At 43.2% G+C, this 16915-nt stretch carries 17 protein-coding genes, 1 pseudogene and 1 other annotated feature; of the genes and pseudogenes, 13 read left to right on the plus strand and 5 right to left on the minus strand.

All coding sequences use genetic code 11. From position 1 onward, the window contains the following. The first annotated feature begins 168 nt into the window (after positions 1–168). The 6 genes and pseudogenes from AC2TF5_RS11255 (at position 169) to AC2TF5_RS11280 (ending at position 8053) form a co-directional block, all read left to right on the plus strand. The gene (locus AC2TF5_RS11255; RefSeq protein WP_491302236.1) at positions 169–1125 is read left to right on the plus strand and encodes an acetamidase/formamidase family protein; all 957 of its coding nucleotides are present in this window, start codon (positions 169–171) and stop codon (positions 1123–1125) included. 63 nt (positions 1126–1188) lie between these two features. Beyond that, the gene (locus AC2TF5_RS11260) at positions 1189–1938 is read left to right on the plus strand and encodes an alpha/beta fold hydrolase (protein WP_491302237.1); all 750 of its coding nucleotides are present in this window, start codon (positions 1189–1191) and stop codon (positions 1936–1938) included. A gap of 27 nt (positions 1939–1965) precedes the next feature. Continuing rightward, positions 1966–3018 carry a P-loop NTPase family protein gene (locus AC2TF5_RS11265; protein ID WP_491302238.1) on the plus strand — a complete coding sequence of 351 codons (1053 nt, stop codon included), beginning with the start codon at positions 1966–1968 and terminating at the stop codon, positions 3016–3018. 348 nt (positions 3019–3366) lie between these two features. Continuing rightward, a complete protein-coding gene (locus AC2TF5_RS11270; RefSeq protein WP_491302239.1) occupies positions 3367–4899 on the plus strand; it encodes an ABC-F family ATP-binding cassette domain-containing protein in 1533 nt (510 codons plus the stop codon). Between the two features lie 118 nt (positions 4900–5017). Then, positions 5018–5283: a binding site (T-box leader), on the plus strand. A gap of 44 nt (positions 5284–5327) precedes the next feature. Then, positions 5328–6845, plus strand: a pseudogene (gene metG, locus AC2TF5_RS11275) (methionine--tRNA ligase). Between the two features lie 125 nt (positions 6846–6970). Next, positions 6971–8053, plus strand: a complete 1083-nt coding sequence (locus AC2TF5_RS11280) for an AI-2E family transporter (RefSeq protein WP_491302865.1) — start codon at positions 6971–6973, stop codon at positions 8051–8053. A 199-nt stretch (positions 8054–8252) separates the two neighbouring features. Here AC2TF5_RS11280 and AC2TF5_RS11285 read toward each other — a convergent pair whose 3' ends face one another. Then, complete coding sequence (locus AC2TF5_RS11285; RefSeq protein WP_208919332.1) at positions 8253–8459, minus strand: DUF1657 domain-containing protein; 207 nt, start codon at positions 8457–8459, stop codon at positions 8253–8255. Between the two features lie 223 nt (positions 8460–8682). Between AC2TF5_RS11285 and AC2TF5_RS11290 the strand changes: the two genes are divergently transcribed. From AC2TF5_RS11290 to bshB2, 6 genes are all read left to right on the plus strand, one after another. Next, positions 8683–9543 (plus strand): DUF421 domain-containing protein, encoded by an 861-nt coding sequence (locus AC2TF5_RS11290; RefSeq protein ID WP_491302240.1) that lies wholly within the window; start codon positions 8683–8685, stop codon positions 9541–9543. A gap of 26 nt (positions 9544–9569) precedes the next feature. After that, on the plus strand, positions 9570–10055 hold the full coding sequence (spoVAC, locus tag AC2TF5_RS11295; protein WP_491302241.1) for a stage V sporulation protein AC: 486 nt from the start codon (positions 9570–9572) through the stop codon (positions 10053–10055). Between the two features lie 2 nt (positions 10056–10057). Further along, the gene (spoVAD, locus tag AC2TF5_RS11300) at positions 10058–11077 is read left to right on the plus strand and encodes a stage V sporulation protein AD (protein ID WP_491302242.1); all 1020 of its coding nucleotides are present in this window, start codon (positions 10058–10060) and stop codon (positions 11075–11077) included. Further along, positions 11074–11424 carry a stage V sporulation protein AE gene (spoVAE, locus tag AC2TF5_RS11305; RefSeq protein ID WP_491302243.1) on the plus strand — a complete coding sequence of 117 codons (351 nt, stop codon included), beginning with the start codon at positions 11074–11076 and terminating at the stop codon, positions 11422–11424. The genes spoVAD and spoVAE overlap by 4 nt, the downstream gene beginning before the upstream one ends. Positions 11425–11650: 226 nt before the next feature. After that, positions 11651–11995 carry a YojF family protein gene (locus AC2TF5_RS11310; protein WP_491302244.1) on the plus strand — a complete coding sequence of 115 codons (345 nt, stop codon included), beginning with the start codon at positions 11651–11653 and terminating at the stop codon, positions 11993–11995. A 24-nt stretch (positions 11996–12019) separates the two neighbouring features. Then, positions 12020–12676 carry a bacillithiol biosynthesis deacetylase BshB2 gene (gene bshB2, locus AC2TF5_RS11315; protein ID WP_491302245.1) on the plus strand — a complete coding sequence of 219 codons (657 nt, stop codon included), beginning with the start codon at positions 12020–12022 and terminating at the stop codon, positions 12674–12676. A gap of 123 nt (positions 12677–12799) precedes the next feature. Here the strand turns inward: bshB2 and AC2TF5_RS11320 are convergent, their stop codons facing one another. The 4 genes from AC2TF5_RS11320 to AC2TF5_RS11335 all read right to left on the minus strand — a co-directional run bounded on the left by AC2TF5_RS11320 (position 12800) and on the right by AC2TF5_RS11335 (position 15893). Then, positions 12800–13570 carry a spermidine synthase gene (locus tag AC2TF5_RS11320; RefSeq protein WP_491302866.1) on the minus strand — a complete coding sequence of 257 codons (771 nt, stop codon included), beginning with the start codon at positions 13568–13570 and terminating at the stop codon, positions 12800–12802. A gap of 16 nt (positions 13571–13586) precedes the next feature. Next, positions 13587–14084 (minus strand): MarR family winged helix-turn-helix transcriptional regulator, encoded by a 498-nt coding sequence (locus tag AC2TF5_RS11325; RefSeq protein ID WP_491302867.1) that lies wholly within the window; start codon positions 14082–14084, stop codon positions 13587–13589. 88 nt (positions 14085–14172) lie between these two features. Beyond that, positions 14173–14646, minus strand: a complete 474-nt coding sequence (gene infC / locus AC2TF5_RS11330; RefSeq protein ID WP_491302246.1) for a translation initiation factor IF-3 — start codon at positions 14644–14646, stop codon at positions 14173–14175. A 188-nt stretch (positions 14647–14834) separates the two neighbouring features. After that, the gene (locus AC2TF5_RS11335) at positions 14835–15893 is read right to left on the minus strand and encodes a hypothetical protein (protein WP_491302247.1); all 1059 of its coding nucleotides are present in this window, start codon (positions 15891–15893) and stop codon (positions 14835–14837) included. A gap of 158 nt (positions 15894–16051) precedes the next feature. On the opposite strand from AC2TF5_RS11335, the gene AC2TF5_RS11340 reads away from it, so the two are divergent. After that, a complete protein-coding gene (locus AC2TF5_RS11340; RefSeq protein ID WP_491302248.1) occupies positions 16052–16771 on the plus strand; it encodes a YebC/PmpR family DNA-binding transcriptional regulator in 720 nt (239 codons plus the stop codon). Positions 16772–16915: the final 144 nt, after the last annotated feature.

A 16915-nucleotide genomic window follows, 5' to 3' on the forward strand; every position in this document is an offset into this window, starting at 1 on the left:
GTTGCGATTAAACTTTAGTAATTACAAAAGACTCCTAAAAGTAAAATTTATTACTCTAAAAAGAAATAAATATTGACTATTAGGGTAATTTAAATTACTTTATAAAGTAATGAAATGTACATTCATTTTTTACCAGGTCTACTACAAAATCATGTGAGGAGTGCGGTTATGTCAAATATTTATTTTCTAAAGCCAGAGCTAGATACACTTCACGGTTTTTTTAGCAAAGATTTGGAACCTGCACTGAAGATTGACTCTGGAGATACGGTTGTGTTTCAGACACTGGATGCCGGGTGGGGCTTGGAGAATCGTTCAGCACCGGGAGAACCCAGAAGAAAGTTCACCGAGAGAAAAGAAAGCCGGGAATGCAAGCAGTTTGGTCATGCATTGGTTGGGCCGATCTATATTGAGCAAGCAAAACAGGGTCAAACCTTAGAAATTGTAATCAATGAAATAGTTCCTGGAAAGTGGGGGTGGACTTCGGCAGGAGGCTTTCCAAGCTATTGGAATAAGAAAATGGAGATGACAGAAGAAAAAGAAATAACAATGGATTTCGAACTGGATATTGAGCAGATGGTGGGAAGAAGCCAGTTCGGTAACTTTAAGTATAGAGTTCCTTTAAACCCCTTTATGGGAATTATGGGGATGCCGCCTAAAGACGAGGGAAAGCATACGACTTTTGTACCGCGGGCATACGGTGGGAATATGGATTGTAAAGAACTGCAAGCCGGAACTACCCTTTATTTACCGATTCCTGTAGAAGGTGGGCTTTTCTCGACGGGGGATGGTCATGCAGCGCAAGGAGACGGAGAAGTTTCCGGACCTGCACTGGAATGTCCAATGGATAAGGTTAGCTTAACCTTTCATGTTAGGGATGACATGCCGTTAACGATGCCACGAGCGAGGACAAAAAACGGATGGCTGACGATGGGGTTCCATGAAGATTTGGAGGAAGCCATGTGGATCGCTTTAAATGGAATGCTGGATCTGATGATGACGACATATAACATTTCACGTGTGGAGGCTTATGCTTATGCTTCGTTAACAGTAGACCTTCGAGTCACCCAAATCGTCAATGTATCTAAAGGAGTTCATGCCTTTTTGCCATTTCACGCACTTCGTTGATCACATGAAAATCACTTTTAACCTTGAACCAAAATGATGATAAAATGAGGAGGAAGTATTCATATGAACAATACCTATACTGAAAGTAAAGTAAATAATCAGGGTGTAACGATTCATGTTGCCGAAACAAATGCCGGATCGAAAGAGATGATACCTCTCGTAATTATTCCTGGGTTATCCGAATCCGCAGAAGATTATTTGCCGATCATGGAGCGGTTCGCACCTAGACATTGTGTCGTTATTACCCTGCGCGGCAGAGGAAAGAGTGACTCGCCTTCCAGAGGATACACGTTGGAGGATCATATTAGCGATATTCAAGCCGCAATTCAGCAGCTGCAGCTTACCGATTTTATCTTATTAGGCTACTCCAGAGGAGTCGCCTACACGCTCGGTTACGCCCTGCAAAACACGACCGTGTTAAAAGGCCTCATTATCGGTGATTATCCTGCCGTTCACACGCATTTAAGGGACGGTTGGGTGGATTTCATGGCCACGATGCCTCCTTGGAGGGGGAAAATGCTGCTGGAGAGAATGAAGCGGGAAGCTTTGGAAGCGCTGCAGAAGGAGTCCGTAAACGTTGCTTTTTGGGAGGAGCTTTCTCGGGTAACTTGCCCAACCCTCATTATTCAGGCGGGTAAAGATTCTCCGCTGTCAGCTGAAGCGATGCAGATGTATAAAGAGCAATTGCCTGAGGCCGAGATTGTTGTCTTTGACGGATTCGATCATAATCTCTTTGAGCCGAGTCCAGAGACCTTTATTGAAACGGTTGATGATTTTATGAGAAAAGTGGATCAATCAAGCAAAAGAGAGTAAGTTGAAGAAAAGGAAGGGAACGACTTCATGGATCAAATGAAACTAAAACTTAATGTTTCCTTGTTGAGACAAAGAGTACCAAACCTTACCACCGCAGCACGTTCTGTAGGATTGCGTCCAGCCACAGTTTCCAATCTATGCACCGGTAAGATCCCTGTGGGTCGAGCAGAAGTCCGGACAATTGCAGCACTAGCAGCTCTAGCGAAATGTAGTCTGGATGAGTTGATTCTCAATGGAGAAGCAGTTGATATGATTGAAACAAAAATAAAGACGCTTGATCTGTTCGCACCGTTAGCCAAAGGGGGAACCGTCGGTTTAGTAGCCCGGCCGGGGATGGGGCAGCTAGTGCTTCTCGGTGAACTGTTTCATCATTTTAAACAGGACGGGTACTTGACACTGCTGCTGAAGCCGGAAGGGAACTACCCTGAGCTGCAGGATATGCTTGATGATGTGGAAAAAGTCGCTTATTCCATAGAAGATGTGTATAGCATTACTAAAGCTGCGGGACCGGATAAAGAAATTGTTTTTGCTGCTGACCGGGAACATGTATTGACTGGTAAAATATATGATTTGCAGGAACGCCTTCAGAATGAAGGAGTCGCTAATATTACGACTTTTTTGGTAGACCTCAAAGGGGCGGTAGTGGATGAGGACATACCTTATGGACCGCTTGAAACCTTATGGGTTTTCGATGCGGATCTTGCCGCCAGACACAAGTATCCGGCTGTAAATCCGATGCACTCTACATCCTCTGTACTGGAAGGCGTTCATCTAGACCAAAATCATTTATCAGTACAACAGCGGGCCCAAAAGCTATTGCGGCGGTACCGTGAGCTGCGTGCGCTTGTCAATGTGAAGGGGCTTGCCGGGATACCTGCTTCAGAAGTGGAAACCTATCACCGGGGCGAGCGATTAGAAGCGTATCTTACCCAGCCCTTCTGCGTTGCCGAACCGTTTACCAGAACAAAAGGAGAGTCGGTCAGCCTTCAGGACACATTATCGGATGTACAAGCGATTCTAAACGGAAGTATGGATCACATTCCGGTTGAAAGCCTATATTTCATTGGGCGGCTTCCGTAAGGCCCATCATGTCTTGACATGTTCTGAAGCATCCAGTTATACTTCAACTAGTTGTATTAAAACCAATAATCAACAATATTTGAAATGAGGAGGAAGAATATATGTTCTTTTTGTCTACTGTTTTAATTCGGAGAATGGGATAGACGGGAGAAGTCTGCCCATTTATAGCTATTCCAACCGAAGAACAGTAGATCGAGAACGTCATTCTTCCTTGTCTTTACAGTGATATATTGTAATGGGTAGGGTGTGTTCACCTTACCCATTTTTTGTTATATCTAAATTGAATATCGTTCTTTCCTATTGCTCTTCCGGTTGGCTTCAGAATTGAAACCTAAGGAGAGAGTAAGGATGAGTATTGTAAACGTAGAACAACTTAAGCATACGTATGGAGATAAACAACTTTTTAACGGACTGGATTTCCGTCTGCTGCAAGGAGAACACGCAGGATTGGTCGGAAGCAACGGAGCTGGCAAATCAACCTTGCTCCGCATGTTAACTGAAGAGGTCATTCCGGATTCCGGTTCGGTTACCTGGCTACCGGGAGTGAAGGTTGGTTTCCTCCAGCAGCATCTAGATTTGAAAGCCGGAACAACGGTGTTGGAAGCATTACAGGATGTGTTCCGTCATTTGTACGATCAGGAACGCAAAATGCTTGAACTGGCAGAGCAAATGTCTTCTGCTTCAGAGGGTATGGAATCACTATTAATGCAGTATGGAAAAATTCAGAACAGCCTCGAGCACAGTGGTTTCTACCATCTGGATGTACAAATTCAAGAGGTTGCAGCTGGACTCGGCATACTGGATATCGGGATAGACCGTGATGTTAGTGAATTGAGCGGAGGTCAGCGCACTAAGCTATTGCTAGGAAAGCTTTTACTTGATCAGCCGGACGTGTTGCTGCTGGATGAGCCGACGAACTACTTGGATGATGTGCATATTGAGTGGTTAACTTCATATCTGAAACGTTATGAATCAGCTTATATGGTTGTGTCCCATGATGAGAAGTTCATGAACGAGGTAACTAACACGATTTTTCATTTGGAGCATCAGAGTATCAAGCGATATACCGGAAACTATATCGCTTTTAAAAATCGATATGAGCTAAGTCGCAATCAATCGCAAGAAGCCTATGTTCGGCAGCAAAAGGAAATTGGAAGGCTTGAAAGTTTTGTTCAGAAAAACCGAAACCGTAATGCCAAACAGGCGAAGAGCAGAGAAAAAATGCTGGACAAAATTCAGCGCATCGAGATCCAGAAAACAGCACCTAAACCCCGCTTTAAGTTTACAGTGAACAAAGAACCTGTTAACAAGATTATTGAGACGAAACATCTTCAGGTTGGTTATACCCACCCGCTGTTTAGTCCAAAAGATCTTATAATTAAGCAGGGGGAGAAGATCGCAATAACCGGTCATAACGGAATCGGAAAATCAACCATGCTAAAAACATTGCTTGGTAATATTGCGCCACTCAGCGGTTCTTTACTGATGGGCGATGGTGTTCATGCTGCTTATTATGCGCAGGAACATATAGCTTCTCAGGAGACACCGCTTGAACATTTATGGAGCTACCGACCTGACCTCACGCAAAAAGAAATCAGGCAGACGCTGGCAAGTGCCGGTTTGACGGATAAACATATCCGTCGTTCAATATCGATGCTGAGCGGTGGTGAACAGGCAAAGGTGCGTTTAAGCAAGCTGATGATCACACCGGGTAATGTACTTGTGCTTGATGAACCGACCAACCATCTTGACGTTAACGCCAAAGAGTCACTGAAAGATGCTTTATCCAAATATCCCGGTACGATTGTGCTTGTCTCGCACGAGCCTGATTTTTATCTGGACTGGGTAACGCAGGTGTGGTCCGTACAGGATTGGTGTTAATTTCGCTCAACCACGTGACAAAGCTACGAAAAGTGATAAATGGGCGGGAATTCGCTAAGAATAAGGTTGACATCGTTCAAGGTTATCCTTATGATAACCATTAACTTGAATATTTTATGAAAAAGCAATGAAGAGAAAGAGTACCATGGTGATATCTTTGAACAGAGAGCTCCGGTAGCTGAAAAGGAGTAAAGAAGATCTGTGGGAATATGGTCTCTGAGCTGCGCATCGAACCCCGATTGGGATGTAGGCTGCGCCGGAACCCGCTTCCGTTACTGAGCTAGGGTATACTCGCGTATTTACGCGCCGTACCTGAAGAGGTGAATGCCGCAAGGCATTTATAAAATTGGGTGGTACCACGTGAGCACAGCTCTCGTCCCTTTGGGATGAGGGCTTTTTTTGTTGTCAAAAATTAAGGAGGGATCAAGATGGCAAATATTTTTATTGGTGGTGCATGGCCGTATGCGAACGGATCGTTGCACCTCGGGAGGCTTTCAAGTTTATTGCCGGGTGATGTACTGGCACGCTATTTTCGCGCAAAAGGTGAGAAAGTACTATATGTTTCGGGCAGTGATTGTCATGGTACACCTGTGGCGGTTCAGGCTGATAAAGAAGGTATATCACCTTCGGATTATGCAGGCAGGTACCATGATGAATTTCTGAAATGTTTATTGCGAGACCGATGGGAGGTTTTTGCCGGATCGTTATGTAGAAGGAACTTGTCCTGTGTGCGGACAGCGGGCGCGAGGAGATCAGTGTGATTATTGCTCGACCTTGCTAGACCCTTCCGATTTGAGTGAGAGAAAGTGCAAATTATGCGGATCTACTCCGGTAGAGCGGCCAACTGAACATTACTATATTGCTTTATCCCGATTCCAGACGGAATTGGAGGAGTATGCGGTTCATGCACAAGGATGGAGAGAGAACGCAAAGCAATTGACCAAAAGATATTTGGAGGAGGGGCTTCAAGACCGTGCAGCGACAAGGGACTTGTCTTGGGGAGTCGATGTTCCTGTCAGTGGATTTGGGGACAAGAAAATCTATGTATGGATTGAAGCCGTTAGTGGGTACTTGTCTGCAAGCAAACAGTGGGCTGAAGAAACGGGAGGTAACTGGGAACCGTTCTGGCTTGAAGGGGAAGACAGCATTGTATCGTATTATGTACATGGCAAGGATAACGTACCTTTTCATACGTTGATATGGCCTGCGATTTTACTGGGGGCTGGTGAACTTCATCTGCCTGATCATATCATTTCCTGTGAATACATGACACTCGAAGGAAAGAAATTTTCTACCAGTCGGAATTGGGCGGTATGGGTTCCGGATTTACTGAGCCGGTATGATCCGGATACGATTCGTTATTTTCTCATTGCAAACGGACCTGAAAAGCGGGATACCGACTTCTCATGGAGGGAGTTCATTCACAGTCACAATGGTGAGCTGCTCGGAGCTTACGGTAATTTGGTGAACCGAACCTTGGCTTTTATTGTAAAATCTTTCGACGGAGAAGTTCCGCAAGGGGAATTGTCGGAAGAATGGCGAATTACGATAGAGGAACTGTATTTGAAATCCGGGCACTTATTGAAGACGGAAAGCTTAAAGAAGCACTGGAGTATATTTTTGCTGGTGTTCGCAAGGCCAATAAATATTTTGATGAACAAAAGCCGTGGATTCAAATAAAAGACCAACGGGAGGCATGTGAACAAACGTTATTTACTTGTGTGCAGATCATTGCCAATCTGTCGCAGCTGCTTCATCCATTCATCCCTTTTTCATGTGAGAAGGTGAGAAGGTTCTTGAACTTGGCGCAGCCGTCCTGGCAGACGATAAATGTACCCGCACAGCAGAGTATTATCAATCTAGAATTACTGTTTGAGCGCATTGATGTCAGTCAGATCGAGGAGGAAACCAACCTGTTGAATAAACAGCTTCTGGATTCTAATTAGAAAAAAGCGTGCTATGCTCATTGGTAGTTCAATGGGCATAGGAGAGATTTTGGTTGAAAGCCATATTCTGCTATAATATTTCATGCATACATTTTTGCGAAAATTATTGTTTGGGGGCTGCTGTGCTGATTAAGATGAATAAGTTTTATAAAATATGTATTGGTGTCATATTGGTATTGGTTATTATCTATTTGGGTTCACTTGTGAGTTTTATTTTCAAGCCGATTATTGCATTATTCAGCCTGCTCATCATTGTTCCAGTCTTGATGGCGGGGTTTTTCTATTATTTACTCCGACCATTAGTGGATTTCTTGGAAAAGCGAAAGCTGAATCGCTCATTAGCTGTGTTGCTTATTTATGTTGTAATCGCCATTATGATTGTAGCATTCATTTGGGGGGTATGGCCTTCGTTAAGCAAACAGGTCATTGCTCTGCAGGAGAACGCACCAAGTCTGTTCGTAGCACTGGCCAAAGAGTTGGAACAGCTGAAGAACACCACGTTTCTTTCAAATTTTTTCCCGGAAGATACCAACAGACTTGACCAAGTTACAGAGTATTTGAATAAAGGTTTTTCATTCCTAACGAATTATATGTCAAGCTTGTTTTCTTTCTTCTCGAATTTTGCTATTATTTTGTTCACCTTTCCCATCTTCCTGTTCTATATGCTTAAAGAGGGAGGGAAGTTTGGTCAGCAAATCGTAAGCTTCCTACCGAAACGTTTTCGTAAAGAAGGCACTGAGACGATGAACGACATCGACAAGGTACTCAGTAGCTTTATTGTAGGAAGAGTTTTAGTTAATGTGGCGCTTGGTGTTCTGATGTATATTGGATTTATCATCATCGGCTTGCCTTATGCATTACTGCTGACCGTTATTGCAGTGATCATGAATTTTATTCCTTTTGTTGGGGCTATACTGTCATCTGTACCGATTGTCATTATAGGTTTCGTGCAATCACCTTCCGTAGCGATATGGTCCCTTGTCATTATTTTGGTTGCACAGCAAATTCAGGACAACCTCGTGGCACCTTATATTTTCGGTAAACAGCTGGATATACATCCGTTAACGACCATCGTTTTGGTATTTGCCGGTGGTGATTTATTTGGGATTTTCGGGATCATCGTGATCATACCGGTGTACATGGTAATCAAAATCGTGGTTAGTCGTATTTACGTCAGATTTTTCAAACAGAAATGGGAAGAAGCGTAGCAGTATAAGCTAATAATTATAAACCTGATCAAAAAACACGTGCGTACATGCATGTGTTTTTTTTGATCTCGATGAAGAAACCATGAAGATGGGTTCGCCCTTTTAGATATTCAGAGTATAACAAAGATGAAGTAATAGCCGATTTGCCCAATCAATATGAATGGGAAATCGGCTTGAAACATTATTAGGGATACATAAATTAAAAGCCTTTGTATTGAGGCTCCTCGTTTTCTAGTTGTTGAACACGGCCTTGCACTTGTTGAACAATTTGGTCTGTTTGCTGTGCTGCATTTGTAAAAAGTGTTTTAGCCTCTTGGTTTTGAGTTTCCAAAGCAAATTGTTCAAGGCTCGCTTGCGCGCTCTTCAAAGAAGCGAGGGTAGTTTTAACTTGGGAAGCAACTGTCATCGATGTCACCTCCTTTCCAGGAGTTAGCTGTAGTAACGAAAATAATATAACTCAGTTAGCCATTAAACATTCAAGGGAAAAATTGGTGTGAAACAAAAATTCATTGAATTGGTATGCGACCAAAAGGATTCCTTTTACGGAAAAGAGTTATAAGTTTGGTGTTAGCCTTTTTGACAAATAATTTGATTAGTCCAAAAATGTGTTGACTGGAGGAGATCAAACTGTGCCGGAATGGTTAGAAATTTCCGTTCGTACTTTAGTTGCCGTAACGGTCCTTTTTTTCATGACGAAATTATTGGGCAAAAGGCAAATTGCTCAACTTTCGTTCTTCGAGTACATTACAGGAATTACAATCGGTAGCTTGGCAGCGTACATTTCGACTGATTTGGAAGCAAATTGGTATCTAGGAATAATTTCTTTAGGTGTATGGGTCGCGGTATCTATAGGCATTGAATATTTGCAGATTAAAAGCAAAAAGGCCAGGAACTTTATAGACGGCAAAGCTACTGTGCTCATTAAAGATGGTAAAGTATTGGAAGATAATTTGAAGAAAGAGCGTCTCGCTACCGACGAGTTATTGCAGCAACTAAGAAGCAAAGACGTCTTTAAAATGGCGGATGTCGAATTTGCGACAATGGAGCCAAACGGCGATATCAATGTGCTGCTCAAGAGAGAGAATCAGCCTTTGACGCCAAATCATCTTGGCATTAAAGTCGGACCTGAACCAGAGTCGCAAACTGTGATCATGGATGGCAAGATTATGGATGAACCACTGGCAACAATCGGATTAAACAGGGCATGGTTAAATGCCGAACTAGAAAAAGTAGGCGCTGCTGTTGAAAATGTGTTTCTTGGTCAAGTGGATTCTTATGGGCAATTTTATGTCGACTTGTTTGACGATCAGATTACAATACCACAGCCTCAAATCAAGGCGACATTATATGCTACTTTGAAAAAATGCGAAGCGGATTTAGAGCTATTTGGCTTGACGACACAAAACAAAGAGGCTAAAAAAATGTACGAACAGTGCGCAAAACAATTGCAGTCTGTCATAACGGAAGTAAAACCGTGCTTACATCGTTAAATTTTCAAAAGGAGGTATTCGAAATTATGTCAAATGATAAAAATAAAGAGCTGACTCCAACACAGCAGGAATATCAAGAACTTGCTAAAAAAAGAGAGCCGGCCAGACCGATTTTTCAAAACTGTTTACGGGCTTTTATTACCGGTGGCACAATCTGTTTAATTGGACAAGCTATTCAGGAAATGTTCGTCCATTGGGCGGGTTTTAGCGAGAAAGAAGCCAGCAACCCAACTGTTGCTGTACTGATCCTGCTGTCCGTTATTCTTACTTGTTTTGGCGTATACGATAAGATTGGGCAATGGGCAGGAGCCGGTTCTGCCGTACCTGTTACGGGATTCGCTAATACTATGGCTTCCGCAGCGATTGAGCATCGAAGCGAAGGATTTGTTCTGGGTGTTGGAGGAAAAATGTTTAAGGTTGCCGGTCCCGTCATTGTATTCGGTGTGGTTGCGGCTTTTTTAATCGGAATTCTGCATTTGATTATAAATCCTGGCGCTGTGGGAGGATCTTGAATATGCTGAAAGGTCATCAGAGCTGGATTTTCGAAAACCGTCCATCCATTCTTGGCGCTGCAACCATCGTCGGTCCATTCGAAGGACAAGGGCCGTTAGCCGAAGATTTTGATATCATTCATGGGGATTTGTTGCTGGGACAGGATAGTTGGGAAAAAGCGGAACGAACCCTGTTGGAAGAAGCGGCCAAGCTCGCTATCGAGAATGCAGGATTAACGAAAGAGCAAATCAACTTCTTTCTCGGCGGCGATTTGATGAGTCAAATCATCAGTACCAGCTTTGCCGCAAGAACACTTATGGTGCCTTATATTGGCTTATTTGGGGCATGCTCAACCTCAATGGAAAGCTTAGCGGTAGCCGCCAATCTTGTTAATTCGCGTTCGGCGAAATATGCATTGTCCAGCGCATGCAGCCATAACTCAACGGCGGAAAAACAATTTCGTTATCCAACAGAATATGGCTCCCAAAAGCCCCCAACTGCACAGTTTACGGTAACTGGAGCCGGAGCGAGCGTTGTTTCGCAGACAGGTAAAGGACCTTATGTTACTTCTGCAACGATTGGGCGGGTTATCGACATGGGCATTACGGATCCTTTTAATATGGGAGCAGCGATGGCTCCTGCGGCAGTAGACACGATCCAAGCCCATTTCCGTGATTTTCGGATCGAGCCTGGGCATTATGATCTAATCGTGACAGGCGATCTATCCAAAGTGGGGTATGAAATTGCATGCGATTTATTTGAGAAACATAAAGTGCCAATACAACAAACGGAATATAAAGATTGTGGAATGATGATTTACGATTACGAAAAACAGAAGGTACAGGCTGGAGCTAGCGGGTGCGGATGCTCGGCGGTCGTTACGTATGGCCACCTGTTGAAACGATTGCAAAACCATGAACTAAACCGGATTCTGGTTGTAGCAACTGGGGCGCTGCTGTCACCGATATCTTTCCAGCAGGGAGAAAGTATTCCCTGTATCGCACATGCGGTTTCGATTGAAAGGGAGGTGGGGAAAATATGATTTTTCTGTGGGCGTTCTTGATTGGCGGTGCTATTTGCGTATTCGGTCAAATATGCTTCGATGTTTTCAAGCTAACTCCTGCTCATACCATGACATTGCTTGTCGTTCTTGGGGCGATCGTTGGCGGAATGGGTTTTTACGATTCATTCATCAAATTTGCTGGCGCCGGTGCTTCTGTCCCAATTACAAGCTTCGGCAATGCTCTTGTGCACGGTGCCTTGGAGGAAATCAAAGAAGACGGCTGGATCGGCATTGTTACAGGCATCTTTAAAGTCACTAGCGCGGGCATTTCCTCAGCCATTATCTTTTCATTTTTGGCAGCTTTGTTTGTTAAGCCCAAGGGATAATGCGTAATGCGGTATGTATTAGATTATTACTCGATACAATAAATCCCAACTTGCCGCATGCTAAGTTGGGATTTATTTATAATTATTTCTGACTGATTGCTCTTTCTTTTCTAAAGTTACCAACATAGGAATATGAGGTTTCGTTTTTTCTTTATAAATAATTATGTTAGAATAAACATATTAGTAGAACTAATATATAATCCACGTAACTACATCGGAGGGGAATATGGAACTCATACATCTATTAGAAGTACAACACATGATTGATAAGCTAACGGATCAAGATCTTTACATACATCTTGAGCTAACAACGGGAGCGTACGCTGCCCATTATGATAGTTCTAAACATCCTGCTGCGAACTTTATTACGAATGCGAAGATCCAGTTTTCACATGGTTCGATTTCTGGAAACGGACCTTATCGTGTCGGATTAAAGATGGAACAGGGTTGGGTTTACGCGGAAGGGCTTACCCATTTTGATAAGAGCGAGACTGAACGGCTGATCATGGCAGGCCATGACAACCAAGGCAAGCTGGTCGTAGCTTTACAATTAAGCCGGAAGCCCTTCTAAATGGAACAGGAGATGAGAAACAACATGGATAATAACGTTCTGGTCGTGCTGCCGCATCCGGATGATGAGTCATTTGGAGCATCTGGAACACTTGCAAAGCTTGTGCATCAAGGAACGCGGGTAACTTATGCATGCTTGACTTTGGGAGAGATGGGGCGAAATATGGGTATCCCGCCATTTGCAAGTCGGATCACCCTTCCCTCTGTTCGTAAGCTGGAGCTGGAAGAATCCTGTCGGGCTATTGGAATTCAGGATTTGAGAATGCTTGGATTTCATGATAAAACGATTGAATTCGAGCCACATGAGGTACTGGATCGAACGATTGAATCGCTGATCAATGAATTGAATCCTGCACTGATTATTACTTTTTATCCGGGATACAGCGTTCACCCCGATCATGATGCAACGGGGGCTTCTGTTATCCGAACCGTTCAAAAGCTTCCGGAAGAACAGCGTCCTGTCGTACATTGTATAGCCTTCGCTAAGAACTGTGAACAGCATATTGGGAAGGCGGATGTGGTTAATGATGTGACAGGCTTTATCGAGCACAAGATGAACTCCATCAAAGCTCATCGTTCCCAGTTCCAGATAGCAGGCTTACTGGGCAGTAATCAACCGAGCTCTGAAGAGATTAACAAGCGCTTTGGCAATGAAGCTTTCTGGACCTATCGTTTCAAATAATTATTAAATTATGCGACAAGGTTCCTCACATATGTAATCTGCTCAATTCAAAAAACACGCACAGACTCCGGTCTGCGCGTGTTTTTATGTACACTCATTTCATCAATGGGACGAATAGGCTGTTTAAATGAGGGAGTCAGCGTCCCTAATGATATACCCCTCGCCGAGTTCAATCTCGGTAAAACCAGACATATGCCGGGCTTGGAATTGGATGGGACTTTTCCCGCCGACAATCAGAATGTTCTGAATGTCTGCAGCACCTTCAGCGGGGAGAGCAAAAGATTTAACATAAGGATACCATTCGCGAAGAGTTGTATGTATCGCGTTTACGTGATGATCATGTTCACTTCTTCCCATAAGGTTTAGTATGATTGCCCCATGGGAATCCAACTTCTCTGATGTCATCTTAAAAAATTCCCACGATGTTAAATGCCGCGGTGTTCCTTTATCCGTAAAGGCGTCCAAAATAATGTAATCATAGGCTTCCGGATCCTCACCTTCGAGAGTGTGACGTCCATCGGCAACAATGACATTATCCCCGTTGTACCCAAAGTACTTCCTGCTTAACTCCACGATTCTAGCATCGAGTTCTGCTACTTTACATCGTTTATCGGCACAATAACGCGGGATGGTCCCAATCCCATGCCCGATTATAAACAAGTCTTCGAAAGACGGGTCATTGAACTCCATGAGATGGATCATGGCTCGGGGATATTCAAACAAAATACGTTCCGGATGATTAAGATCCAGAGCGCCCTGTATCGCCTCATTAGAAAACTGTAATACTCGAAAATTCCCATTCTCACCATATAATTTTGGAGTGTCCAGTACAGTGATCTCTTGATCGTTATCATGATCCTTATACAGTAAATGCAAATGATTGATCTCCTTCAAAAATAAGATACATCGATCATATTTTCCTTCCATCTGGATACTCATTTATGGTATCGTCACATATCGTCGTTATTTTCTCATCCTCTATAAGCTGAAATAGTATATCAAGAAGCTCTTTACGCTGCGTAGAAGTGAGCTTTTTGATTAACTTATCAGCGATATTTGTTTGTATGTCAAGGATTCCACTAATATTGCTTTCTGCCAGCTCCGTTAGCTGGATAAGAGTTGCACGTCGATCCGTTGGGTCGGGGGTGCGGAGGAGAAGGTTTTCTTTTTCCAGAGCATCAACAAAATCAGTAACCGTGCGTGCCTTAACGCCCAGCTTAGCAGCTAATTCGTTCATACGAATCTTTCCTGCTTCTGAAACAATAGAAAGTACTTGTAAACGCGGACCCGATATGTGAAACGGTGTGTTGAGAGCGGATAATTGCGACATAAATTCTCTCTGAACAGAATGTGTTGCTCTAATCAATACGTGAATGACGTCAATCGCTTGAGGATTGTTCGTGTTAATATTCATTCTTTTAGCTCCTTGGTTTGTTGTTGATTCATGGCTAAATCCATTTACGATCTCCTCATATGAGTTATCCATCCCGTGAACCTTATCTTGGATCGAGCTGGACCATCGCTTGTTTACCGCTCAATTGAATGCCGGTTTTTTTAATACCCACTTCTTTCAGATCTTGAATCAATTCCTCTAAAAGAACCTTCGCTTTGGCTCCTTCTTTACCTTGCACTCGGACAACGAGTGCTACAGAATTACCGGCACGAAGAAGTTTATCCGCTTGAGTTCTCTTCGTATCATAATCATGTTCTTCAATATTTGGAGTTAATCGTATTTCTTTGAGCTTAGCGGGCTGCTCTTTTTTGCGAGTTTGTTGGCGTTCCTCCTTAACCGTTCCTGCTGATATCAGACGGCAAGGCGGAGGACTACTGAACAGGGAAGTGCAGACAAGGTCCACTTTTAACTTCCGGGCCATCTTAAGCGCCTCTGCAGTTGGAATAATTCCTAAATTTTCTCCATGGATCCCTGTCAGTTCCACTTCTGCGGCTTTAATCTTTTCGTTCTTAATCATATAATCACACATGCCTCTCATTCTAAACTGTTGAATTAATCATACCGCTGGGAGGTAGTAAGATCAACTCTTGACCATAAAAGCGGTTGTGTTGTGATTCAATGCAAATTAATAAACGAATATTATTTTTGTTTGTTTATTTGTAGGCGAAAATCAAAAAATTCATAAAAAACCTTTCCCTTGGTTAGCTAGAATTTCTTATTCACGATGTGAGGGTTCACGGACATGATCTGTTCAGCTATATCCCAGAGTCTGGGTAAGTAATGAATGACCTTTTCAGCCCGATCAAGCAGGATATCTGTAGAGGTAATGCCAAGGTCTGCAATGATCTCCTGAAAGGCCGGTAATAATTCATGCTGTAGCTCAGGTGAACCGTCAGCTGCCAATATTTTATGACATCGGGCAAAGGTAGCTACGATCCAGAAAACTGATTCGTGATGGAAGCCAGTCTGTATTAATCTCAGGCTTCCATCGATGGCAATCGGTCGAGCCCAAGTTGTAATGTCAGTACTGAAGAAGAACGGTGTCTTGGCCACTTCTGCTGCAACGTCGAAAGTGCGAGCCAGTTGTCTGACATGATATTCGATTCGCCGAGGTGTTATAAGGTGACAGCCTAGCAGTTCCAACAATTCCTGGTAAATATCCATATGACCGTAACTGATTAGCACCTCACGAGCAGCAAGGTACCTCAGCCTAACCGTGGGGTTACGAAGTGCAGCCACCAGGAGAACATGCGTGGTTACACCGGTTGGAAATAGCCATGAGGTGATCCGGTCAAAAAGGGGGGCCGATGTATCGATCGTCTTCAGCCCGATTTCGATTCTTTCCCGTGCGTTCCCACACCTGCGGTACACCCAAGCCCACTCCGAGAAGTGCTGCGATACTTGTATCTTAAGTTTACGTAGATGTCCTGTTGGATCGGAGATAATACTATCCATACGGAAGCTACCTGCCAGATGATAGGAAGTTAGGACTTTTTCGGGAGATTCTAGTTGCTTCCAAGATAAATAAGTAACCTCCACGAGTGTTCCCTTATAATCAAACTTCCCGAGTTTAATGGGGGGAGTATCCGCTTTAGTCACTATCACAACATCAATATCTGATGATGCGGGCAATTCCTCATCATCTGTTTGACCTACAGTTGAACCACTGAAATAAGCCCCGCAGAAGCCTTTTTCTCGAGAAGCGTATTGATCGACCCATTCAATAGCAGCCTTACGTGCAGCTCCGACTTTCAAGTAAATCATCCTCCTTTTGGATCTCTAAATGACGAAATATCAGAAGAAATATCGGACTGTTTGGAGAAATGTTCAATAACATAACTTCTTTATGTAAGGGAGTTTTTTCATCATAGGTTATAATGCTATAATAGGGTTGTAAAATTCATAAAGAAAGCGGGAACAGCATGGGTCGTAAATGGAATAATATCAAAGAGAAGAAAGCCTCAAAGGATGCGAATACAAGTCGTATTTATGCAAAATTCGGGGTTGAAATCTATGTAGCAGCAAAAAAAGGTGAGCCAGATCCTGAATCTAATCGCGCCTTAAAAGTTGTACTTGAGCGAGCAAAAACATATAACGTACCTAAAGCTATCATTGACCGCGCCTTGGATAAAGCTAAAGGCAGTGCGGAAGAAACGTATACGGAGCTTCGGTATGAAGGTTTTGGACCGAACGGAGCCATGATCATCGTAGATACATTGACGAATAACGTGAACCGTACAGCTTCTGATGTTCGTTCCGCATTTAATAAAAATGGCGGAAATATGGGTGTGAGCGGATCTGTTGCGTATATGTTTGATGCGACTGCTGTTATTGGTGTTACAGGCAAGAGCTTGGATGAAGTATTTGAGTTATTGATGGAAGCTGATGTAGAGGTTCGCGATATCATTGAAGAAGATGAGTCTATCATTGTATATGCGGAACCGGATCAGTTCCATGAGGTGCAAGAAGCGTTCAGAAACGTTGGTATCTCTGATTTTACCGTTGCTGAATTAACGATGCTTGCCCAAAACTATGTTGAACTTCCTACAGATTCTGTGCCGCAATTCGATAAATTGATTGATGCACTGGAAGATCTGGAAGATGTACAGCAAGTGTATCATAATGTGGATTCTGAGGAGTAAATCTACGTGTACTATGAATGAAAAAAAGTCGCATGCTTGCGGCTTTTTTTTGTGTCTTTTGTAAGACACAGAGACACAGTGCTTGTTTGTGAATATTAAATCGCAAAAAATTGATGTGATTGTATTGACCCTGACATTAGTGTC

Source organism: Paenibacillus sp. JNUCC 34 (genome assembly GCF_058269055.1).